Genomic DNA, 21,864 nt, shown 5'->3' on the forward strand with positions numbered 1-21,864 from the left:
AATTAGTAACTCGCATTTGTGCCCAACAACAAAGGAAGCGAGATTAGAGGGGATCGTATGTAGTCAATACCAAATTTTGGCATTTGAATATTTCGTATAACTAAAACCCTAACTAAATGAAACGTAAATTTTATTTTCCTGCATGGACAAAGCTGTTTGTGGTCTTTTCACTAATGTTTTATTGTGCTTCTTATGCTCAAAAGCCGCAGGCTTATCAGATTGTGTCAGATAAGAACTTTGGCGAGATTCGGCCTGTACGTATGCTCACACTACCCGATTCAACTATTTTATACCGTGTCAATGCCGGTGGTACTGAGCATACTAATACATGGGCCGAAGATTCCAGGGAAAACCCGAATTCCTATGTAAATCATAACCAAATCTGGTATAATAATGCTAATGGTGCCGGTGGTTTTTTTACCCAGAAGAGTAGGGTAAACTCCTCCCGTAATACTATGGAGTGGGATTTTCCTGTTTTGAACGAGAATCATATTGTGGCCTTATATTTTGCGGAAAGCGCTGCAACTTCTCAGACGGTTGGCTCGCGCGTTTTTGACGTGGAGATTGAAGGCCGAAAAGTGCTGGATGATTTTGATATTATGAAATTTACCGGCGCTGGAAGGGCAGTTGTATTCTATATTTCCGTTTTTATCGAGGACAATAATGTGGATATTGATTTTATCACTGAAGTCGGCAGCTCTTTGATCAGCGCTATTGAAATTGGAACCGGAGCATTGCCTAATATGGATCCCTTCATTTCATACAACACCTACGGTCTGGACAGAACTGTGCGGGAAGGAACTGAATTGCGTATTCCGTTGACAGCGACCGACTTCGACAGCCCTGACAGTGTCATTACATTGGGAGGAGAAATTATTGGAGGGGATTTTTATACCATGGTCGATTATGGCGGAGGAAAAGGTGAACTGATCATCAGGCCTGGTTATGACGATGCCGGCGAATACCTTTTCTATGTAGAGTCCGGAGATGAAGACGGTGGATATACTGACTGTAATGCTTGTTGGGCGATGGGAAACCTGGTGGTGGTTGAGACACCTGTAGGTAATCCTGTATATCGAGTCAATGCCGGTGATTGGCGCATGGTTGAAGATACTGCCGTGCCATGGGAGATCGATAGCTTTCATGAGCCGAGTGCTTTTATTAATAGTGATGAAATACATCTGACTACAGCTTCTCACACTATTACCTCTAACCCTACCGATGCGCCGGATGGTGTTTTCTATAAATCGCGTGTTTCCGTACGTGATCTGGAGAATATGGAATGGAATTTTCCTGTTCCCAATGGTAATTACACCGCTAAACTCTATTTTGTAGACAGCAAGCCTGATTACGTAAAGGACCGGATTTTTGATGTTTTGGTCGAGGGGGACACAGTGTTAAACCATTTTAACATTCTCAGTGAAGTAGCACGTAATACCCCGATACAAAAAAATATACCGGCTCAGGTAACTGATGGAAATCTGACTATTTCATTCGATGATCTCACCTTCGACCGTATCGGAACAATAGTAGCTGCAATCGAGATTGTTTACGAAGGACAGATAGTAGATGAAATGGCTGATCATTTGGCTTTGGATGCATCAGCAGCGAATAAGGAATTGCTTAAGGAGATCTCTGTTTACCCCAACCCGGTCGAAAACGTAATGGTGTTAAAGTTTCCTGACCAGATACAAGGGAAAGTAGAGGTTCGGCTGATTGATAGCAGCAACCAGGTAAGGTACAAAGCATCAAACGATAGTGATGTTATGCGCTCAGAGGTTCAATTTCTAATTGATAGCAGTCTTCCTTCCGGTGTTTATCATGCAGAAATCTCAGATGGGCATTCCCGCCGGTATGTCAAAGTGTTGAAGCGGTAAAGGAAATATGCCGTAAAAGGGAGTGGTTGCCGCCACTTCCTTTTTTAATGTCCGGGGATCAACTCTGGCACTACAGGCCAGACCTCACTTTATTCTTTTTCCAGGCTCTGCTACCAGGGTTGCAATACCTAAAAGTATGTACAGACAGCCACTAATATATTTTTGGAATTTTAACCTTACCGGGTTTCGATGAAGATAACTTTTTATTGACCCTGCCAGCAATGCATAAATGCTGTCACTTATGATACTTAGTGCAATAAATATCAGACCCAGAGTAAATATTTGCCATGTGGAAGAAGTTGTACCCGGGGCGATGAACTGAGGTAGAAAAGCAAAAAAGAACAATGCTGTTTTGGGATTGAGTATGTTTACAATCGCACCCTGAAAGAAAACCTTACTGAGTTTTTGCTTCTCAAATTTCATATTAATGTCAGGAGTCTCAGTTTTTGCAGTCAAACTTTTGATACCCATGTAGATCAGGTAAGCTGCTCCCGCATACTTGATCACATTAAAAGCCATGGCAGAGGAGACCAATATTGCCGAGATACCTAGTGCAGCGGCTAAAAGGTGTACCAGGGTGCCTAGTTGTATGCCTAAAACGGATACCACACCAGCCGTTCTTCCCTGGTCAATACTCTTGGCAACTACAAAGAATACCGCGGGCCCGGGAATGACTAAAAGTAAAATAGATGCAAATATGAATGTGATGAGTTGGGTCGGTTCAAACATGGTCAGGTAGTTATGGATTAAAGCTTTAGTCAACGCAATATCAGAGGAGGAGGTTACAGGTTAATTCAGATAGTCTTCTATTTCTTTTACAGTCTGTCGTGCAGTGCGCCCGACACCAATCAAAGTGGCGGAGGCATAACCCGTCCAGCCTCCGTAACCTACAAGCCAGAGGCCTCCCAAGGCAATAGCTTTTGTGTCTTTGGTTGCTATTCTACCATTTTCCACAATATTTAATCCTTCTAAATGATCCAGTGAAGACTTAAACCCTGTACACCAGATTACAGCATCAAATGCTTCTTTTGTGCCATCAGGCCAGGTGACACCGTTATTGTAAAATGCGGTGAAGGGACGAACAGTGCTCAGTACATTGCGTTCACGGGCTTCTTTGACGGAGGCAACCATTACAACGTCTCCCAGAGAGCCAACCGGTTTGATCTCTTTGCCTTCCAGCCGGGCTTTGTACTGCCTGGTGGCAAACTCAAAAAGGTATCGCCCATCAACATCATCGGGGAGAAATTTGGGATCCTCCAGCGTTACCCAGGTAGTGCTGGCCACTTTGGATACTTCCGCCAGTATCTGGGCTCCGGAATTGCCACCTCCGATGATTAAAACCTTTTTGTTTGCAAACCCCTGTTCATGGCGATATTGGGCAGAATGCACCTGAATGCCTTCAAACTCATCAAGGCCCGCGTAATCGGGAATAAACGGCTTTTTCCATGTCCCGGTGGCGCTGATCAAAGCTGTGCAGGTGTACTCACCTTTTGAAGTTTCCAAAATGAACCTGCCATTTGCCTTGGTAATGGAATGGACAGCTACGGGTCGTTCAACAGGTAGCTTATACCGCTTTTCATAGTCTGTCAGGTATTGTATTACCTGTGCCTTGCCCGGATATGCTTCATCACCCTTAGGCATTATCCAGCCCGGTAATGAGCTATGCTCTGCCGGAGAGAATAACTTTAAAGAATCCCAGGTTTTCAGCCATGCCCCGCCGGGCTTTTCCTGCTCATCGAGAATAATATATTTTAAACCTGTACGGCGGAGAAAATAGCCTGTTGCCAGTCCACTTTGTCCGCCGCCTATCACGATTACATCAAAATGCTGCTGGTCTGCCATGTGTACAAGTATAGCATTATTCATTAAATTCATCTAAATTTTTAAAATGTCTGTAACCATTTCAAAGTCGCTCAGTTTCCCTGTTTGAAAATGGTTCGGAACCCTGCAAATAAAATATTGATCTATTGGATTCGATTTCGGATAATGCTTTGATGCTGAAGGTGAGAGATGGTGATCTCGATAAGTTGGGATTGCTCTTTGAGCGGTATAAAAAAATACTTTTCGGCTTCTTTTATAACATGAGTCATGATGCCGGGCTGAGTGAAGACCTCGTACAGAATGTTTTTATGAGGATACTTAAATACAGGGCTGGTTTTAAAGGTGATGGAGAGTTTAAGGTGTGGATGTTTCATATCGCCCGCAACGTAGGGCATGATCATTACCGCAAAACTAAGGGGAAGGAGACGGATGAGATAGACAACTGGAAGGACAAACTCGGCGATGATAATATGAACAGGGAAGTTGAAATAGAAAAGGGCGAAGACCTGGATCTGCTGAGGCTTGCACTTAAGCGGCTTGACGAAGAGAAAAGGGAAATACTCACGCTTAGCAAGCTGGAAGGGATGAAGTATAAAAATATTGGGGATATCCTTAATTGTTCTGAAGGTGCTGTTAAGGTTAAGGTGTTCAGGGCGCTGCAAGCGTTAAAGCAGGAATACATGTATTTGCAGGCCAGGGTATAAAACATAAGGAAGTATTTAGCAAAACATAGACAATGGATACGAAGGATTTGATAAACAAATACAGGTCAGGACGGCTTTTGGCTGAGGAAGAGGAGTTGCTGGACAGGTACATAGAAAATGGCACGGTGAGCCTTGATGAGCTTGAAGATTTGAAGGGTATCAAAGTCAATTTTGAAGCGCTGCCAACACCAGAGCCATCTCAAAATCTGTCTGATGCTTTCTATGCTAACCTGGAAGCGACCAAACAAAAGGAGCAAAAATCCAAAGCTTTAGCCCACTGGTTTGCCCAACTATGGGCAGGTCAGCCGGCTCTGCGGTGGGCTTATAGTGTGGGGTTGATAGCGCTGGGGGTAGGCTTAGGTTATTTGCTCAGGCCTGGTGGTGAAGACAACCGCAAGCTGGAAAACCTTTCCGCAGAAGTGAGTGAAATGAAGGAGATGATGATGCTGACATTGCTTGATAAGGAATCGCCAAGCGACCGCCTCAAGGCTGTAAACCTTACCAGTGAGTTGCCTGATGCCAGCGTAAAAGTGACAGAGGCTTTGCTGAAAACGCTTAACAATGATGAAAATGTGAATGTAAGGCTGGCTACACTTGAAGCGCTGTACCCTTATGCTTCGCACCCACAGGTGAGGGAAGGCCTGATCAAGGCCATAGCCATGCAGGAGTCGCCGTTGGTACAGATGGCACTGGCGGAGATGATGGTGGCTCTTCAGGAGAAAAGGTCAGTCGAAAATCTTGAAAAGGTATTGAAAAACAAAAACACGCCTCCCGAGGTCAGGGAGAGAATTGAGAAAAGCATTGAAGTGCTGATATAACAACAAGGTCAAAAACTCAAAATAATGAAAACTATAATAACAACAATTTTAGCAGGCTTGATGGCGGGAAACCTTCCCGCCCAGAGCTATAGCGAAGACATAAGGCAGGAGATAAGTTTTGAAAAGCCAGGTGCAGCGAATGTCTTATACTTAACCAATATCAACGGCAGTATCAAGGTAGAGGCTTATGAAGGCCAGAAGGTTATACTGGAAGCTAAAAAACAGGTGAAGACAAAAACCAATGAGCGGCTTGGGCGCTCAAGGCAGGAATTAAGCCTGGGGGTTATCGATCGCTACGATACCATCATAGTGTATGTGAAGGGACCTTGCGGAGCATTTGGGGTCAAGAGCAACAAACATGGAGAAAGCAGATGGAACTACAACTGGAACAACTGCGAATACGACTATGATTTTAAATTTGATTTTACTTTAAAGGTGCCAAAAGCCATGAATTTATACCTCTCCACGATCAACGAGGGCGATATTGATGTGGGCAGTGTCAGCGGATCATTGAATGTGAACAATGTCAACGGAGGCATTAGCCTTAAGCAAGTGTCAGGGTTGGCCAAAGTACATACGATCAATGGTAATGTTACCCTGGATTATCAAAGCCTGCCTAAAGAAGCATCGAAGTACTATACTTTAAATGGAGATATCAATGTGTTATTCCCGAAAGGATTGAAAGCAGACATGACCTTTAAAAGCTTCAATGGTGATTTTTATACCAATATTGAAAAGTTGGAATATAAACAGGCGGTAGTCGAAAAGAAGCCAGCCGGTAAATCAGAAGGCCTGGCTTATAAGGTAGATAGCCGTACGGCCATTAGTGTAGGAGGGGGCGGTGTAAAGCTTGATTTCGAAACCTTTAACGGAAATGTATTTGTAAAGGAGAAACAGTAACAATAACAACAATAAACAATAACAACAACTCAAAATAAATAGGATAAACAAAATTTAGATCAAGATGAAAAAGGTTTTAACAATAATGATAATGTTGCTCATACTGATATGTGCAAAGTATGGATTGGCACAGGACAATGGCGAGCTGATCGTACCCTTTAGCGACCCGTCCAAGAAGGGAAAAGTAAGGGTGGAGCTTAAGAAAGGTTCGATCGAAGTGAGAGGTACGGACAGGAAGGATGTGCTCATAGTCTATAAGGGCAGGAAAGGAAAAGAAAGGCAAAATGACACAAAAGATGGCTTAAGAAGGATATCCGGGGCTGCCATGGATATGGAGGTGAGCGAAAAGAACAACTATATTGACATTGAATCAGACTCTTGGAACAGCGGGCTTGACCTGGTAGTGGAGGTGCCAAAAAATGTAGACCTGCACGTGGAGACCTATAACGATGGAAACCTTTTCATTGGAAATGTCAACGGGGAAATTGTAGCCGATAACTATAATGGCAAAATAACAGCAGAAAACATCGCAGGCTCACTGGTTGCAAATACTTACAATGGAAGCATCAAGGCCACTTTTGATAAAGTATCTCCTGATTCGCCCATGGCCTTTACTACCTACAATGGCGATGTAGACCTCACGTTGCCTGCCACTTTTAAAGCCAGCCTCAAAATGAAAACTGCCCAGGGTGAGATCTATTCCGGATTTGATTTTTCAGTGGTCAAAAATGAGGCGGTGACCAAAACGGAGAAAAAATCCGGCACTTACAAAGTTTACCTCGACGACTGGGTGAGGGGTGATATCAACGGTGGAGGCCCGGAGTTTATGATCAAAAACTATAACGGGGATATCTACCTGCGTAAGAAGTAAACTTTCCCATTACAAATCCAGTAAAAGTATTTACAACCGATTCACAAACTACTATGAAAAACTTAACTCTAACTTTAATCCTGAGCGTACTGATTGCCTGCTTTTCTTACGCTCAGGAGTCTACTCTGAAAAACCTGACCGCTTTTGACAAACTTGTGGTTAAAGGCAAAGCGGAGAAAATAGCACTACACCGGGGCAGTGAAGACCACCCAACAGTTAGAATTGAAGGTGCAGCAGATGCGGATATCATTTCGGAAGTCAATGCCGGAACCCTTACATTGACCATACAGGGCAACACACCTGTTAAGCTCGATGTTTATAATAGCCACTTGAAACGGGTGGAAGCCCCTGGTGACGTGGAAATTGCCGGAGCGGAAGTAATAGGCGATGGGGGCAATTATTTGGTTGTTTCATTTGACAGGTCTCATGCAGGGGTTATGCTGGCAGATATGGATGAGCACTTTAATGTACGGATACCGGCCATTGATATCGATATACCTGAAATCGATGTGGCTATTGATATTCCTGAGTTTGACTTTGATTTCAACTTCGACTTTGATCATGATTTTGATATGGATTTCGAAATGAATGAAGATTTTAATTACCACTGGGAGGGACATAAAGAGGAGCTGAAACGCTGGAGTGACGAGTGGAAAGAGGAAACAAAAGAAGCAATAAAAGAGGCTCAGAAAGAAATAAAAAGGGCAAAGGAAGAAATGAAGAAAGTTAATAAAGACTAAAGTGATCTTTAAGTATTCAAAATTCTTCTACTCATTGTAAAGCATGGCCGGTGGCACACCGGCCATGCTTTTTTACACTAATTGTCAGGGGGATTTATCAATAAACTGACATAAACATTTTCAGGCAGGCTGTTTCGATTGCTGCATTTCAGTCCTAACTTTAGGGAAAAACCAACGCCCTATGAAAACCTGTCTCACCATTCTCGCTCTTATATTTACTATATGTCTGCAAGCCCAGCCCACGAAGCTGGTGGTAAGGGCCAAAGCCAAAGACGCTAAATTTATCGGAAGCTCTATCGGAGGGACCAAAGTGATCATCCGTGATGCTCTGACAGGCGAAGTATTGAGCCAGGGAATAACCGAAGGAAGTACAGGCAACACCGGCCTGATTATGAAAGAGCCACATGAACGCTACAAGCCCATAACTGATGAACAGACTGCCAGGTTTATAGCAGAAATTGAAGAACCAAAATTCCTGACTATAGAGGTTATAGCTCCCGTCAATCAGCCGCAGGCCGGTGTAAAGGCGCAAACCCAACTCTGGCTGATACCGGGAAAACATATCGATGGTGAGGGTGTGGTGCTGGAGATTCCCGGTTTTGTTGTTAATGTACTAAGCCCTCAAACCCATGAATTTATCAAGCTCTCTACCATCAAGCTTAAAGCCAATGTGGTTATGATGTGCGGATGTACCATTTCCAACGGAGGTCTTTGGGATGCAGAGAAAATGGAAGTTCAGGCCATCATCAAAAAAGACGGTAAACATCTGAAAACTGTAATGATGAGCATACAGGACAAGGTGAATACTTTTGAAGCCGATGTTGATGTTAAAGAACCAGGCACTTACGAAGCAATTGTTTACGCCTATGACGACCGAACCGGAAATACGGGGGTTGGGAAGGTTAATTTTGTAGTAGGGGAGTAGTTTTGATAGGTGGTCGGTGTTATAACCAGTAATCAGTGTGTGGTGATCGGTGGTTGACGGAGTGACTGGGGTGGGAAGCCGGAAGACCGGATACCGAAGTGTCTGTACACCGCTATGACTGAAACCGTCAAATTGATCCTTTTTGCTACATTTGTAACTACGACACGGTCAGTTTTAGATGGATTTTAACAATCAGCTTTTATTTTTCTTCAGTGCTCTTGGGGCTTTCAATAGTTCTCTTCTTAGTATTTATTTTCTGTTTTTTAAGCGAAAAAATGCCTCAGACCTTTTTCTGGGAGGCTTACTGGCTGTTTTAAGCATACGTGTATGGAAGTCTATTTTCTTCTATTTTAATCACGGGTTGTCACTCTTCTATTTGCAGGTTGGCCTAAGCGCGTGCTTTTTTATTGGCCCTTTTTTGTATCTCTATATAAAATCAGCAGCGGTTACATCAAAATTTACGGGCAGAAACTCCTATTTTCTGTTGTTGGGTTTATTGTTTCTGGTAGTAGCAACCGGGTTTATGTATCCCTATGAGCAGTATCCCATGCTATGGAGGGTATACTTCTACAAGGTTATCAATTATCAATGGCTGGCATTTATTCTCGTCTCGGGATATCAGCTTAGAGACAGGTTCAGAAAAATAGCAAGGACTTCATTAAATTATGAAGATGTCTGGCTGCTAAGCGTTTATTTTGGTGTTTCTGTTATTTGGCTGGCATACTTTACGGCATCATACACCTCATATATTATGGGCGCAATTTCATTCTCATTCGCTCTCTATCTGTCCTTGCTTCTTGTTTTTCATCATCGGAAAAAGAGGAATACAGATAAAAAGAAAAAGTATGCCAACAACAAAATACCACAACAGGAGGCTGATGAGCTTTTGGATAAAGTTTCCCGGCTACTGGAAAAAGAGGCATTGTACAAAAATCCCAACCTTACTTTGCCCCAACTGGCGAAGGAACTGAATATTCGGCCGCATCTGCTATCCCAGCTATTAAATGATAACTTAAATAAGAGCTTTTCACATTTTATCAATGAGTTTCGCATAAAAGAGGCCATTGAGCTTTTAAAGTCAGATAGGAATTTGAAAATGGAGGTGATTGCAGAAATGTGTGGGTTCAACTCTAACAGTACATTCTATACCGCATTTAAAAAAGTTACTAAAACCACCCCAGCCAAATACGCTGATAATAGGCCGGTTTTGGACTCCTGATTTATAAATCAGGAATTTTAACGTATAAATTACTAATTACTTTCATACATACACCGGCTAGTATTGCTGAAAAATCATTTCAACAATAAACACTATAGCTATGTATCGTTACTTATCTTTAATTCTTCTTTTAATTCTTACCAACACCTTGTTTGCACAACGGGAAGAGACACAAATTAAGGTGGCACTGCTCAACTACATTGAAGGGACTTCCTATAACAGGACTGAACTTATTGACAAAGCTTTTTATCCGGGGGCGAATTTATACCTTGAAAACAAGGAAAAGGAAATGTGGATCGTTCCGGCAGGTACATACACAGGCTGGTTCAAAAATAATGAAGGACAGTTTAACGGGAGATTTGGCAATATACTATCCATCGACCATTTTAATTCCATTGCCTCAGCCAGGGTGGAGATACTGATCCCTGCAAGGAACCTTAGGTTTATTGACATGTTCTTACTGAAGAAAATCGACAACGAGTGGAAAATCGTCAGCAAGTCAGCAAGCAGTGAAAGCAGTAACCTGACCGGAGACCGGGTGCTGTTCGTAGTCTCCAATGCCCATTACTACGGTGATTCTGAGTTGTCTACTGGCAATAGCTTTTCCGAAATAGTAATTGCCTACCATACTTTCAAGGAAGCGGGTTTCAATGTAGATTTTGTCAGCCCCGAGGGAGGTAGTATTCCCGTTGCTTATCTCAATACTTCTGTCGACATACATAAGCAGTACCTCTACGATGCAGACTTTATGTATAAGTTGAAAAACACAAAATCACCGGCAGAGATACATCCGGAAAACTATAAGGCCGTGCAGTATATAGGAGGAGGCAGTGCTATGTTTGGAGTGCCGGAAAATGAACAAATCCAGAAACTGGTAATGTCTATTTATGAAGACCATGACGGGATTATTTCCTCCGTGTGCCATGGTACGGCGGGGATAGTGAATTTAAAAACTAAAGATGGAGAATACCTGGTCAAGGGCAAAAATGTAAATGGGTACCCCGATGTCTACGAAAGGCACGATGCAGAATATTACAAAACGTTCCCTTTTAACATTCAGGAGACTATTGAAAAACATGGTGGTACTTTTAAGTTCTCACCTAGAAATACAGAGCATGTGGAAGTGCATGGAAACTTAGTGACCGGCCAAAATCACCTGTCGTCCAGGGCTGTAGCTTTGGAGATAATCAGGAAATTAAGAAATAATAATATGGAGGCTTTGGGTGAATAAGATTTTAGAGTCTTATCAAGTAGCAGAATAAAGTAAATTGCCAGGCCATCAAAAGCAAAGCCTGTTGATTCCCGAAGGTTATAGTTTTCAGGCAGCTTATAAACTGCCTGAAAACTTTCAGGAAAATAAGTTAAGTTTTAGAAAACCTGTTGCCGGGAATAGGCTTGGTAGCAACATATTCATCCTGGCTAAAATGAAATATACCATATCTTTCAATATCTCCTGCCTGCAAAGTCATCACCAACTGGTCGTGCCCAACCATTTTTCTGTCTTTGTTGGTTGTAAAACTAATACGCCCTATCAAACTCGGATCTAGCTGATAGAAGTTGCCACCGTCACGTATCCCACTTCCGCCTCTCATCTCGCTATTCATAATAGCCTGAGCAGCTTTGGTGCAATGGTAGAGTTTCGTATTGTTCTGCAGGTTGGCAAGCTCACGGTTAAAAGTATTTGTGACAGCATGTACTCCTACTGACCGTAGCTTTTCCTTGTTTTTAAAATCCGGACTGTTTTTGAATTTGTTTTTTCTAATGTTGGGTAAGTTGTTGCCGAAGCTGGCAATCGCTTCTTTAGTTGAATCAATGGCGCTTTTGCCCACAAAATTGCGCATGTGTTTCTGCATCTCATCTTTTGTTGTCGTACCTGCTTGCATGTATTGGTCTATCGAATTATGATTTCCATTCGTTTTCCCGTTGATATATGCCAATAGCCCATCGGTATTATTATATTGAAGCCAGTGTTGGTACCTCAGATCAAGATCATTTACATCAACAGCCATTTGTATAGTGTTGGCAGCAGCTAGCTGTTTTGTGGTTAGGTTGGTATTTTTTTCGGCCGTTTTCCTTTGTGTCGATGTGCTGTTGCCCTTCATCTGAGCAGCTTTGGCTCCCATGGTATCAGCCTCTTTTTCAAGGCCGGCATCGTCATTTACATTCACTCCGCCCTTCATTTGCATGGTAGGTTGTACGCGTCCCTGCTTTTGCTGTACTACGTGCCATGCTTCATGAGGCAAATGCTGTTCCTGCCCCGGGGCCACATGTATGTCCGTGCCCTGGGCGTAGGCATGGGCCTTTAACTGGGCAGGCTTGGGTGAGTTGTAGTGTACGTTTACATCATCCATAGCGTAACCGGAGAGGTTTTCTATTCCAGCTTTTAAATGGTCTGGCAAACCAGTGTTGTTTATTGATGACCGTATACTCCCCATTTGATCCGAACTTTGGCCTTTTTTAAGTTGGGTTGTTGCACCCTGAAAATTTCCCTTGCTCAAATTATCCGGGAACTGGATATTTCTATCCATACTACTTCCTGAAAGAGAATTTTTATTAAGGTTCAGGTTATTTATTGCCGTGTTATTCCGCGAAGAAGATAAGTTATCTTTCATAGGTTTATAGGTCGGTTGGTTAAGCTAAGGGGCTACAATTTAATATGCTAACCCTTTAAAAAGCAAATATTATAGCGACTAACATGATTCATACGGCATGGGTTATAACGCAAGAGTCTGATAATGGCAAAGTTACGATATAGGCATGGTTTGAAGTTTCGTTTATCTCCCTTATCTTCTACTTCCCAGGGGATGTCTCTCGTAGAGGACTCTATGATATTTTAGCTTGCAATATTATATAGATCAGACCTGGTAGGTGCTACAGGGTGACTCTGATCACTTCGATGCACCCATATCGCGATCTTCGCGCCTGGTAATTGGTAAGTGATAAAATGATTCGCAAAAAATCATGTTGAACAGAAACCTCTTTGCTGTAACGTTGTGCCACTTCAGAGCCTATGAAAAGCAGCATTCTCTCAAGGCTCTGGGGGTAGTTAAGAAGTTTTGAAAAACGAACCGTTCTCGGAAGACCTTACAGCGAAGAAGCCTTTTTTGGTTCGTCTTTTAGGCGACTGCAAAAAAATGAACAACCACGGTTAAACGCAGGTACCTGGGAATGCAGCAGTCCAATAATTAGCAGTTCATATCCCTTTATTCACTTCCTGTATCACAGCATTAAGTCATCCGATGAGTTTACCTGAACCTTGACACTCATCGGATGACTCTGAAACTTTAATTGTTGTTGCTCAACTAAACCCTACAGCACAACCCCAAAGCTGAACGCATTCAGCTCAGGGCCTTTGTCTTCAACAAAAAGCGTATTGAGATCATAATTAACAAATACATCCACGCCCCTGAAGCCAGCCTGCACACGAACGCCATACCTGAAATTGTTGAGGTAGTAGCTGTCCTTGTCTTTGTCTTTTTTCTTATCACCATCGGCCTCGATTACTGTCTTGGTATAGCTACCGATTTTATAACCGGCATAAGCACCCGCACCAATGCGGAAAGCACTCTCGCCACCAACATGGTGATCCCAGTCTCCCCAGCAATGGTTGTGCCTGTGGTTTCTGCGTTCATTTTTCCCGAATTTAAGCATCGGCACGGCACTAAAGTTTACGTAAGCAACTGTAAGCTTACTCTTCTTGGAATCAAGATCAGCTACTTCATTAAATACAACCTGATCGTTGGCCTTACTCATGCGTACATCTTCATTCTCAAATTTAAAATTGTACCAGCTTACGTCCGGCCCCCACAACAGGTGCAATGGCCCGCCAATATGGGTGTCATTAATAGACCTTAGAGCTACATACCAACTGCCAAATGGTTTTACAGCATAAGGGGCATCATTGTCGTTGGGAAATTCACCATCCTCAAGGTAGTTATTGGTACCCAGATCAATGTCAAAGCTGTTGTGGGTTCCCAGATTCTTTTTTGCTTTGTTTTCATCCGTTGCTTCATCCTGAGCCTGTATTTGAAAGGCAGTTGCGAGCATGACCAGTGCGATTGTAAATAATTTTTTCATGATTTTGAGTTTTTAAATTTTACGTAATTTTTCCAGTACACCCTTTCGGGAGTTGATTAATAGTTGATATGTTATTGTTTAAGTTGCTTTAGAAAGTTATTCCAAAACTGAAAGCATTTAGCTTTGGCCCTTTTCCTTCGGTGAATAGTTCATTCATATCATAGTTGAAAAAGAGGTCTGTTCCACGGTACCCCATCTGCAGCCGGAGACCGTAGCGGAAGTTATTCAGGTTATAATTGTCTTTGTCTTTATCCTTTTCCTTGCTACCGTCATCGTAGACGATCTTTGAGTAGCTGGCTATCCGGTAACCGATATATCCACCTGCACCTATCCTGAACCCTCTTTGCTCTTCTTGCCATTCCTTTTTGTTATCCCATGGCCAGATGTCTTTTTTTACTTTTCTAGGTTCCCCAAGCGAAAACATTGGTATCAGAGAGAAGTTGGCATAAGCAACCGTAAGTTTGCTTTTCTTGAAATCTGCATCAGGCAAGTCAGTATCTTCAGCGAAAGTAGTGCCGTCGGAGCCATCAATTACTCTTACCCTGTCATTCTGGAATTTAAAATTATACCAGGTTACACTAGGGCCCCATTCAATATAAAGTGGGCCGCCTATGTAAGTGCTGTTAACAGAGTTGATACCCACATACCATGATCCAAATGGCCTTACAGTGTACAGTTCATCTGTTTCATCGGGAAATTTACCATCGTTTATATAATTGTTTGTGCCAATGTCAATGTTGAAGTAATGACGAGATTTTTGATGTTTTACTCCACAGTCGCTACAGCCATCACCTTCGCTATTTGTCGCAAGGGCTTCATTAGCGTTGTTTCCGGTGTTATCCATTACAATAGTAGTATCGGAAAGCAAAGTAGTCTGCCCGTTTTCTTCTTTTACCAGACCTGTAGAATCATTCTCAAGCTTCAGGCTCAGTTGATCAAGAATGGCATTCAGGTCATAGTTTTTCAATGTTTCCAGATCCTGCTTATCCCTGACCAAAAAGATAATTTTACTCTTGCCGACATTAATGATTAACGAATCTGTTTGCTCCTGGGCGGTAGCCGGTATGCTCATGATAAGCATAAGCCCGACCACCACGCTTCTGAACAATTTTGTTATTATCGATTTATTTTGAGTCGTCATTTTCCTTTTTAAAATTCAAAGCGAATAGTTCATTTTTAGCCTCTCTTAACTCTCCAAGCCCTGCGTCACTTTCCTTGAGGTTTTTGGCAAAGTCCACAACCTTTTTTAGTGGAGATATCTTTTCTTCTTTTTCTTCTGCCTTTGCTGTTGCTGTAGCGGTCTTAAAGTCTTCGATATTAAAGGTTATGGTCTGCCCCTTATCCTGTACCTCGGGCTGCTGATTGGTAGATGCAACAGTTGTTGAGTTAGTTGCATGGCTATGCAAAATTTTTATTTCTTCTTTTCCGGTTTCAGGTTCCCCGTTTTGATTTTCAATAGGAGTGTTTTCAACTTTAGCCACACTATTGAGATTATTGCTGGTTTCAATTCCGGACGAGCCATTCTCTAAAGTTTTTTTATTGTCTGACCTTTTTTCATCCTTGTTCCGGTCGCTATGGGCTGTAAAATTATCCGTACCACTGACCTGTTGCGCCGGGGATGCTATTGTGCCACTGGCCTCCGGTTGGGCATTATTTTCCTGCTCTTCCAAAACCTGCGAGTCTCTTTCTTTTTTATCGGTAATTACTAACGGACTTTCAGTTTTGACAGAATGCTCTTCACCTTTTGTGTTTTCTTTCAGAGTCGCAATAGTCGTTGTTGTTTCAGTGTCATTGTTGAATAAAAATACTCCTGTAAAGGCAGCTAATAGCACTATTGTGGCTGCTATACCAGTATAGAACCAGATACCTTTCCTCTTTTTCTTCTGCTTACCGGCCTGTATTCTTTCCCAGGCATTGGCAGAGGGTTTTCTCTCCAGGTCTTCCAGTTTCGTTTTAAATAAGTTATCCAGCTCTCGATTACTCATGGCTATTTGATCTTTTTCTGTAATGTCTTTTCTGCGTTCAATAATTGCTTTTGCAGCAACGTCCTTGCCCTGCTCAACTGCGATTTTGAAGTATTCTCGCTGATCTCCAACTGCTCAGCTATCTCTTTGTGCGAATAACCTTCCACTGCGTACAGGTTAAACACCGTACGATAACCAATGGGCAGTTGTTGAATCAGGTTAAGCAGGTCTTCTGCTTCTAGGTGGGTACTTAGTGTACTGTAATCCGGCTCTCTGTCAGCATATTCTATATCCACTTCCAGGTACATCCCCTTGTTTCTCCTGATATAAGTCAGCGACTCATTCACCATTATCCGCCGTATCCACCCTTCGAAGCTACCCTCTCCTTTAAACTGATCAATTCTGTCAAACACCTTCATAAAAGCACTGATCATCACATCCTCCGCCTGATCCGGCTCCTTAATATAGCGGATACAAATAGCCAGCATCTTAGAGGCATACTTGTCGTACACATCTTTCTGCGCCTGGTCATCCTGTTTCCTGCATCGGCGGATCAGTACTTCTTCTTCTGTTTTGTGAATCTTTAGTTTCATTTAGGGGTCTTCACAAGGTAGATGCAAGTTACATACGAAACGTTGCACGTGGTAGAAGAAAATCTATATTATTATATAAAGAATGCTTTTGCAGGCAGTAGTTGATGTTTTAGAATTAGGTAAGAGGTAAAATAAGTAAAAGTCTGAAGTTGGTGCGAAGGTCGGGGAGGGTGCTATTTGGTAAAACAGTGAGCAGTTAAATTGACCGTCATTGCGCTGAGTGAGGTACAGCCTGTCCCGAAAATTTTCGGGAAACGACAAAGCAATCCCCTACTTTGAGCAGCGAATTAACCGGTATTCGATGATTATGAGTTCAATCCGATGTTTGAATGTAATGGAAAACAGGAAACAGCTAAACTAAAAAGAAGCTTTACCAAACCTGCAAAGAGTCTGGTAAAGCTATCAACCAATGGTCAAACCCTTTTGGGCTTGAGTCCGAATACACCAAGTTTCAATACATTATTGGCGATCATCAGTCCGGCGAGGATGCAGATGGCGCCAAGAATGGTCTCGATGGAAATAGATTCATCGAGAAAGGTTACACCCAGCACTACACCGAAGATCGGGAGGAGGTAAGTAACCATAGACAGAAACGATGCACTCGTATTTTCAATGATTCTGAAATAAACCACATAGGCAATGGCAGTCCCGAACACGGCAAGGATCAGCACAGAGCCTAGTGCATTAAATGAGATGGCTGCAATGTCCAAAGGGCCATCTATCCATAGCGAGAGAGGGATCATGTAAACAGATGCGATTAATAACTGAGAGGCCGGTGCGTGCATGGGAGGAGTCCCCTTCAAATAGATTCGGGTGTAGACCATGCCCATACCATAGCTTGCAGCCGCCAGCGTGATGGCAAAGATCCCCCAAAAGGAGGCCTTAATGTCTGAGGTGAAATTGGGTGACAACAACACGATCAGGCCAATAAAGCCAAGGACAGTTCCCGCTATTTTTTGAACATTCATCTTTTCATCGGCAATCATGAAGTTGGCCAGTATTACAGTGAACAATGGCGTGAGCCCGTTAAGTATAGAAGCCAAAGCACTATCGATATAGACCTCTCCCCAACTGATCAGTATGAAAGGCAGCGATTGGGCAAAGAACCCTGTAATGGCCACATGCTTCCAGAACGATGCGGATTTTTTGAATTTAGAGCCGCTTATCAGCAAGAAGATGTACAGCGTTATGGCGGCAAGCACTATTCTCGAAGCTGCCAGGGTGATAGGAGGTATTTCTGCAACAGCCACTTTGATAAACAAAAATGATGGCCCCCACATGGAGGCCAACAGCAATAGCAGAAGTATATTTTTAATTCTCATCAATCTTATTTATTAAAAAGTGATAAAGCGATGTTGTGGTTTTTCTCCTGCTTCAGGTAGCAATGCCAGGCAAAATCATCAGCCTTACACATGTCTTGTTGTTTTTTTGTTGTTGATTTTACATCGTTTTCTATGCAGTAGCAGTTTGGTGTTAGAGTAAGTGCCTTCATGTCGTAATATTGTTTTTGATGTACCCAAGTTAACGGGTTGCATTTTTACGGGTTCTATTAATACGATGAATTTAATTTCTTATATTTATGAAAATAATTAATACATAAAAATGGAGGTACGTCATCTTAAATTGGTAAAAGAGGTGGCCGATAAGGGTAGCCTTTCAAAAGCCAAAGACAGCTTGTTTTTGTCGCAGTCAGCATTGAGCCATCAGTTAAAAGAAGTTGAAAGCCAGCTTGGTGCGCCATTGTTTCATAGAGTAAATAAAAAGCTTGTATTGACAGGTGCAGGGAAAATAGTATTGGAATCGGCCGAGCGAATTCTTAGTGAATTGGAGCAAACCGAGATCTCGGTGAAAAAATATGTGAGCGGCGACAGAGGGTCATTAAGAATGGCCACCGAATGTTATACCTGCTACCACTGGTTGCCCTCGCTTATGGTGGATTTTAATAAGGAATTTCCTAATGTAGATATTGAGATATTACCGGAATATTCCAACGATCCTGTTACCCATATCCTTGAAGGGAAACTTGACCTTGCCGTGGTAAGTGGCAGAGTGGATAACCAGAATGTGAAGCTTACGGAGTTGTTCACCGATGAGCTGCTCGCCCTTGTGCCTGCTGACCACCCATGGACAAAAAAGAAATATGTGCAGGCGCAGGATTTTGCCGATCAACGGATAATTATACACTCTTTGCCCATTGAAACTGTAACGCTTTACAGAAAAGTGCTTATACCTGAAAATGTACAGCCTAAAAAGGTTATTCCCATTCAGATCACTGAGGCCGCAGTAGAAATGGTGAAAGCGGGAATGGGAGTAAAGGTATTGGCGAAATGGATTATTGAACCTTACTTGCATGATAAAAGACTTGCAGTGGTACCAGTTACCAGAAAAGGGCTTTTCAGAACATGGTACGCTGTAACCATCAACAGGCCGGATACTCCCCAGTACCTGATGAATTTTATGGAACATCTGCGCTGCAATATTGCCGGGGTTTGTAAAGGGTGTCAGGACGCGACAACGCCTTGTGTGAAATAATTGTTATTGCTTTTAAGTAAGGCTACTCTATGCAGACTCGTTAAGGTGTGTATGGGGTAGTTATTCAGATTATATCCCACAAGCTGTCCGCTGTAGGTGAAAAAAGCACCACCCACTTCGAGGTGGTTTTCCTTAAGCAACAACCTTAGACGGCGGAAGACCTTGGCCAATAGTAGTGATTGTTTTAACTTAGTAGTAACTATTACACGGTAATTCTAGATATGTCTGACCCCTCGAAAATCAAGGCTCAACCACCGGAAAAACACACCGGAATAAAGTTAACGCACCCTAAAAAGCTGGCAGGGGGAATACCTGCGGTGATCTCCTCCATGAAGCATGTTTACGGAGAAGCAGGTGTGATTGAAGGGACTAAGACCATGTTGAAGATCAACCAGTTTAAAGGGTTTGATTGCCCTGGTTGTGCCTGGCCCGATCCTGATAAGGAAAGGTCAGTCGTTGAGTTTTGTGAAAATGGGGCCAAAGCAGTGGCCGAAGAAGCCACAACCGCCAGGGTAGATGCAGCATTTTTCAGAAAGCATACAGTAGAAGAATTATCCCGCTGGTCTGACTATGAGATTGGTAAAAGTGGCAGGTTAGTGGAACCCATGATATTAAAGGAGGGCAGCACACATTATGAACCCATCAGCTGGAAAGATGCCTTTAACACTATAGGCAAACAGTTAAATAATCTTCATTCCCCTGATGAGGCTATATTTTATACCTCAGGAAGGACCAGTAACGAAGCAGCCTTTTTATACCAGCTTTTTGTAAGGCAGTACGGTACCAATAACCTGCCCGACTGCTCTAACATGTGCCACGAATCCAGTGGTTCAGGTTTGTCAGAAACAGTAGGTATAGGCAAAGGCTCGGTGAAGCTTGAAGATTTTTATGAGGCCGAAGTAATCATGATCATAGGCCAAAACCCAGGTACTAACCATCCCAGGATGTTAATTGCTTTGCAAAAGGCAAAAGAAAATGGCACTAAGATCATTACCATCAACCCTCTGTCCGAAGCCGGGCTGATCAGGTTTAAGCACCCACAAAAGCCGCTGGATATGATCGGGAGCGGTACAAAGCTGACCGATCTGTTTTTGCAGGTTCGTGTTAATGGCGATGTCCCCTTGCTCAAAGCAATGCTCAAGCTGTTGCTTGAGAGGGAAGAAGCCGCTCCGGGCACTGTACTTGATCATGAATTCATTAAAAACAGCACCAGCGGTTATGAAGAGCTGATCGTTGATCTTCAGAAATATAACCTGGATGAGCTGATAGCCCAAACTTCTGTTTCAAGGGAGAAAATTGAAGAGGCTGTTGACCTGCTGGCCGGGAAAAAGAAAATTATTGCCTGCTGGGCGATGGGGCTTACACAGCATAAAAATGCTGTTGACAATATCCGGGAAGTAGTCAATTTGCTCCTACTCAAAGGAAGTATAGGAAAACCCGGAGCAGGAACCTGTCCCGTTAGAGGCCACAGCAATGTGCAAGGTGACCGCACCATGGGAATATGGGAAAAACTAAAACCTGAATTTGGGCAAAAGCTTAAAGAAGTTTTCAATTTTGAGCCACCGCAAAAAGAAGGACACGACGTAGTAGGAGCCATTAAAGCCATGGCAGAGGGAAAAGCAAAGTTCTTCTTTGCTATGGGGGGCAACTTCCTCTCCGCTACTCCGGATACCGAGTTAACGGCCAAAGCCCTGGAGCAGTGTGACATGACCGTACACGTCTCCACCAAGTTAAACCGCAGCCATCTGGTACATGGCAAAACTGCCTTGATCCTTCCGTGCCTGGGTAGAACCGAACTGGATGTGCAGGAAAGCGGGAAGCAATTTGTGACCGTAGAAAATTCCACCGGCGTAGTGCATCAATCCAGAGGAGGAAAGACCCCTGCCTCTGAGCATCTGCTGAGTGAGCCAAAAATAGTGGCCGAGTTAGCCAAAGCTACCCTGGGAAATAAGAGCAGTGTAGATTGGGACCACCTCGTTTCCAATTATGACAACATCAGAAATGTTATTGAGCAGACCATTCCTGGCTTTGACAACTACAATGATAGAGTAAGAAAGCCGGGCGGCTTCTACCTGCCCAACGGAGCCCGGGAGGGCGATTTCAAAACCCTGACCGGCAAAGCCAACTTCACCATCAACAAAAATCCCGAGCACAAACTAGCCGATGATGAATACCTGATGATGACCATCCGCAGCCATGATCAATACAACACCACCATCTATGGCCTGGACGACCGCTATAGAGGTATACTCCATGAGAGAAGGGTGGTGCTAATGAACGAAAAAGATATCAAAAAGGCAGGACTAAAGCCAGAGCAGGAGGTAGACCTTGTAAGCAACTACGATGGTGAAAAACGTATAGCCAAAAACTTTTTGGTAATCCCTTATGATATCCCTTCACGTTGCATAGGCACCTACTTCCCCGAGGCCAATGTATTGATCCCATACAATCATTATGCACATACCAGTAAAACACCTATTTCTAAGTCAGTGGTGGTGAAGGTGGAGAGGAGGTAATCTAAGCCAACCGCTATGGTTCGGGAGACCCTGAATATTTTCTATCAAGCTTGATAGTAATATCAGAGTACAATACAGAAAATTTCAGGGTGACGATTAGGAGGTTTATCCACGGCCTCTGATCATAAAGACTTTGACATTATCTGTTATGTAGTGTGGCTGTAATTTGAAAGGAGCAGACAATGATAATTAGCCATTTTTAAGTTTAGAATTATTTAGCTCGAGTAAGATTTTTTAATGGTTTTTCTTTTGTCGTCCCTTCCGCAGCATTTTATGATTACAGACCTGATTTGTAGGTGAAGTAGGC

Annotated in this window: 20 protein-coding genes; 11 read left to right on the plus strand and 9 right to left on the minus strand. The window is 43.0% G+C overall.

Annotated elements, in window-relative coordinates; genetic code table 11:
- Window positions 1-116 precede the first annotated feature (116 nt).
- On the plus strand, window positions 117-1,877 hold the full coding sequence (locus LVD17_RS16205) for a malectin domain-containing carbohydrate-binding protein (RefSeq protein ID WP_233760057.1): 1,761 nt from the start codon (window positions 117-119) through the stop codon (window positions 1,875-1,877).
- Window positions 1,878-1,961: 84 nt separating this feature from the next.
- Here the strand turns inward: LVD17_RS16205 and LVD17_RS16210 are convergent, their stop codons facing one another.
- Complete coding sequence (locus LVD17_RS16210; protein WP_233760058.1) at window positions 1,962-2,606, minus strand: LysE family translocator; 645 nt, start codon at window positions 2,604-2,606, stop codon at window positions 1,962-1,964.
- A gap of 60 nt (window positions 2,607-2,666) precedes the next feature.
- Complete coding sequence (locus LVD17_RS16215) at window positions 2,667-3,752, minus strand: ArsO family NAD(P)H-dependent flavin-containing monooxygenase (RefSeq protein WP_233760059.1); 1,086 nt, start codon at window positions 3,750-3,752, stop codon at window positions 2,667-2,669.
- Window positions 3,753-3,844: 92 nt separating this feature from the next.
- Between LVD17_RS16215 and LVD17_RS16220 the strand changes: the two genes are divergently transcribed.
- The 8 genes from LVD17_RS16220 to LVD17_RS16255 all read left to right on the plus strand — a co-directional run bounded on the left by LVD17_RS16220 (window position 3,845) and on the right by LVD17_RS16255 (window position 11,106).
- Window positions 3,845-4,402: an RNA polymerase sigma factor gene (locus LVD17_RS16220; RefSeq protein WP_233760060.1), complete on the plus strand. Its 558-nt coding sequence runs from the start codon at window positions 3,845-3,847 to the stop codon at window positions 4,400-4,402.
- A gap of 32 nt (window positions 4,403-4,434) precedes the next feature.
- On the plus strand, window positions 4,435-5,220 hold the full coding sequence (locus tag LVD17_RS16225) for a HEAT repeat domain-containing protein (protein ID WP_233760061.1): 786 nt from the start codon (window positions 4,435-4,437) through the stop codon (window positions 5,218-5,220).
- 24 nt (window positions 5,221-5,244) lie between these two features.
- A complete protein-coding gene (locus LVD17_RS16230; RefSeq protein WP_233760062.1) occupies window positions 5,245-6,120 on the plus strand; it encodes a DUF4097 family beta strand repeat-containing protein in 876 nt (291 codons plus the stop codon).
- A 64-nt stretch (window positions 6,121-6,184) separates the two neighbouring features.
- Window positions 6,185-6,991, plus strand: coding sequence for a DUF4097 family beta strand repeat-containing protein (locus tag LVD17_RS16235; protein WP_233760063.1), 807 nt, complete (start codon window positions 6,185-6,187; stop codon window positions 6,989-6,991).
- A gap of 53 nt (window positions 6,992-7,044) precedes the next feature.
- Window positions 7,045-7,731 carry a hypothetical protein gene (locus LVD17_RS16240; RefSeq protein ID WP_233760064.1) on the plus strand — a complete coding sequence of 229 codons (687 nt, stop codon included), beginning with the start codon at window positions 7,045-7,047 and terminating at the stop codon, window positions 7,729-7,731.
- 181 nt (window positions 7,732-7,912) lie between these two features.
- A complete protein-coding gene (locus LVD17_RS16245; protein WP_233760065.1) occupies window positions 7,913-8,656 on the plus strand; it encodes a hypothetical protein in 744 nt (247 codons plus the stop codon).
- Window positions 8,657-8,834: 178 nt separating this feature from the next.
- Entirely contained in the window at window positions 8,835-9,875 is a 1,041-nt protein-coding gene (locus tag LVD17_RS16250) for a helix-turn-helix domain-containing protein (RefSeq protein WP_233760066.1), read from the plus strand.
- 100 nt (window positions 9,876-9,975) lie between these two features.
- Entirely contained in the window at window positions 9,976-11,106 is a 1,131-nt protein-coding gene (locus LVD17_RS16255) for a nuclear transport factor 2 family protein (RefSeq protein WP_233760067.1), read from the plus strand.
- 130 nt (window positions 11,107-11,236) lie between these two features.
- Here the strand turns inward: LVD17_RS16255 and LVD17_RS16260 are convergent, their stop codons facing one another.
- The 7 genes from LVD17_RS16260 to LVD17_RS16290 form a co-directional block, all read right to left on the minus strand.
- Window positions 11,237-12,487, minus strand: a complete 1,251-nt coding sequence (locus LVD17_RS16260; protein ID WP_233760068.1) for an eCIS core domain-containing protein — start codon at window positions 12,485-12,487, stop codon at window positions 11,237-11,239.
- Window positions 12,488-13,184: 697 nt separating this feature from the next.
- Window positions 13,185-13,952, minus strand: a complete 768-nt coding sequence (locus LVD17_RS16265; RefSeq protein ID WP_233760069.1) for a hypothetical protein — start codon at window positions 13,950-13,952, stop codon at window positions 13,185-13,187.
- An 88-nt stretch (window positions 13,953-14,040) separates the two neighbouring features.
- A complete protein-coding gene (locus tag LVD17_RS16270; RefSeq protein WP_233760070.1) occupies window positions 14,041-15,093 on the minus strand; it encodes a hypothetical protein in 1,053 nt (350 codons plus the stop codon).
- Window positions 15,077-15,937: a hypothetical protein gene (locus tag LVD17_RS16275; RefSeq protein ID WP_233760071.1), complete on the minus strand. Its 861-nt coding sequence runs from the start codon at window positions 15,935-15,937 to the stop codon at window positions 15,077-15,079. The genes LVD17_RS16270 and LVD17_RS16275 overlap by 17 nt, the downstream gene beginning before the upstream one ends.
- Before the next feature lie 2 nt (window positions 15,938-15,939).
- Window positions 15,940-16,509 carry an RNA polymerase sigma factor gene (locus LVD17_RS16280; RefSeq protein ID WP_233760072.1) on the minus strand — a complete coding sequence of 190 codons (570 nt, stop codon included), beginning with the start codon at window positions 16,507-16,509 and terminating at the stop codon, window positions 15,940-15,942.
- Window positions 16,510-16,922: 413 nt separating this feature from the next.
- Window positions 16,923-17,831, minus strand: coding sequence for a DMT family transporter (locus LVD17_RS16285; protein WP_233760073.1), 909 nt, complete (start codon window positions 17,829-17,831; stop codon window positions 16,923-16,925).
- Between the two features lie 5 nt (window positions 17,832-17,836).
- Window positions 17,837-18,001, minus strand: a complete 165-nt coding sequence (locus tag LVD17_RS16290) for a hypothetical protein (protein ID WP_233760074.1) — start codon at window positions 17,999-18,001, stop codon at window positions 17,837-17,839.
- A gap of 110 nt (window positions 18,002-18,111) precedes the next feature.
- Between LVD17_RS16290 and LVD17_RS16295 the strand changes: the two genes are divergently transcribed.
- A complete protein-coding gene (locus tag LVD17_RS16295) occupies window positions 18,112-19,041 on the plus strand; it encodes a LysR family transcriptional regulator (protein ID WP_233760075.1) in 930 nt (309 codons plus the stop codon).
- Between the two features lie 221 nt (window positions 19,042-19,262).
- Window positions 19,263-21,557: an FdhF/YdeP family oxidoreductase gene (locus LVD17_RS16300; protein WP_233760076.1), complete on the plus strand. Its 2,295-nt coding sequence runs from the start codon at window positions 19,263-19,265 to the stop codon at window positions 21,555-21,557.
- The last annotated feature ends 307 nt before the right edge of the window (window positions 21,558-21,864 follow it).

Source organism: Fulvivirga ulvae (genome assembly GCF_021389975.1).
In the GTDB taxonomy this organism is placed as follows: Bacteria; Bacteroidota; Bacteroidia; order Cytophagales; family Cyclobacteriaceae; genus Fulvivirga; species Fulvivirga ulvae.

Bases quoted from the DNA above. Each gene is read 5' to 3' on its own strand.
- LVD17_RS16235 (WP_233760063.1), top strand. From the start codon at position 6,185: ATGAAAAAGGTTTTAACAATAATGATAATGTTGCTCATACTGATATGT.
- LVD17_RS16255 (WP_233760067.1), top strand. From the start codon at position 9,976: ATGTATCGTTACTTATCTTTAATTCTTCTTTTAATTCTTACCAACACC.
- LVD17_RS16270 (WP_233760070.1), bottom strand. From the start codon at position 15,093: ATGACGACTCAAAATAAATCGATAATAACAAAATTGTTCAGAAGCGTG.
- LVD17_RS16210 (WP_233760058.1), bottom strand. From the start codon at position 2,606: ATGTTTGAACCGACCCAACTCATCACATTCATATTTGCATCTATTTTA.
- LVD17_RS16300 (WP_233760076.1), top strand. From the start codon at position 19,263: ATGTCTGACCCCTCGAAAATCAAGGCTCAACCACCGGAAAAACACACC.
- LVD17_RS16245 (WP_233760065.1), top strand. From the start codon at position 7,913: ATGAAAACCTGTCTCACCATTCTCGCTCTTATATTTACTATATGTCTG.
- LVD17_RS16280 (WP_233760072.1), bottom strand. From the start codon at position 16,509: ATGAAACTAAAGATTCACAAAACAGAAGAAGAAGTACTGATCCGCCGA.
- LVD17_RS16240 (WP_233760064.1), top strand. From the start codon at position 7,045: ATGAAAAACTTAACTCTAACTTTAATCCTGAGCGTACTGATTGCCTGC.
- LVD17_RS16205 (WP_233760057.1), top strand. From the start codon at position 117: ATGAAACGTAAATTTTATTTTCCTGCATGGACAAAGCTGTTTGTGGTC.
- LVD17_RS16295 (WP_233760075.1), top strand. From the start codon at position 18,112: ATGGAGGTACGTCATCTTAAATTGGTAAAAGAGGTGGCCGATAAGGGT.
- LVD17_RS16225 (WP_233760061.1), top strand. From the start codon at position 4,435: ATGGATACGAAGGATTTGATAAACAAATACAGGTCAGGACGGCTTTTG.
- LVD17_RS16265 (WP_233760069.1), bottom strand. From the start codon at position 13,952: ATGAAAAAATTATTTACAATCGCACTGGTCATGCTCGCAACTGCCTTT.
- LVD17_RS16260 (WP_233760068.1), bottom strand. From the start codon at position 12,487: ATGAAAGATAACTTATCTTCTTCGCGGAATAACACGGCAATAAATAAC.
- LVD17_RS16275 (WP_233760071.1), bottom strand. From the start codon at position 15,937: ATGAGTAATCGAGAGCTGGATAACTTATTTAAAACGAAACTGGAAGAC.
- LVD17_RS16290 (WP_233760074.1), bottom strand. From the start codon at position 18,001: ATGAAGGCACTTACTCTAACACCAAACTGCTACTGCATAGAAAACGAT.
- LVD17_RS16230 (WP_233760062.1), top strand. From the start codon at position 5,245: ATGAAAACTATAATAACAACAATTTTAGCAGGCTTGATGGCGGGAAAC.
- LVD17_RS16250 (WP_233760066.1), top strand. From the start codon at position 8,835: ATGGATTTTAACAATCAGCTTTTATTTTTCTTCAGTGCTCTTGGGGCT.
- LVD17_RS16285 (WP_233760073.1), bottom strand. From the start codon at position 17,831: ATGAGAATTAAAAATATACTTCTGCTATTGCTGTTGGCCTCCATGTGG.
- LVD17_RS16215 (WP_233760059.1), bottom strand. From the start codon at position 3,752: ATGAATTTAATGAATAATGCTATACTTGTACACATGGCAGACCAGCAG.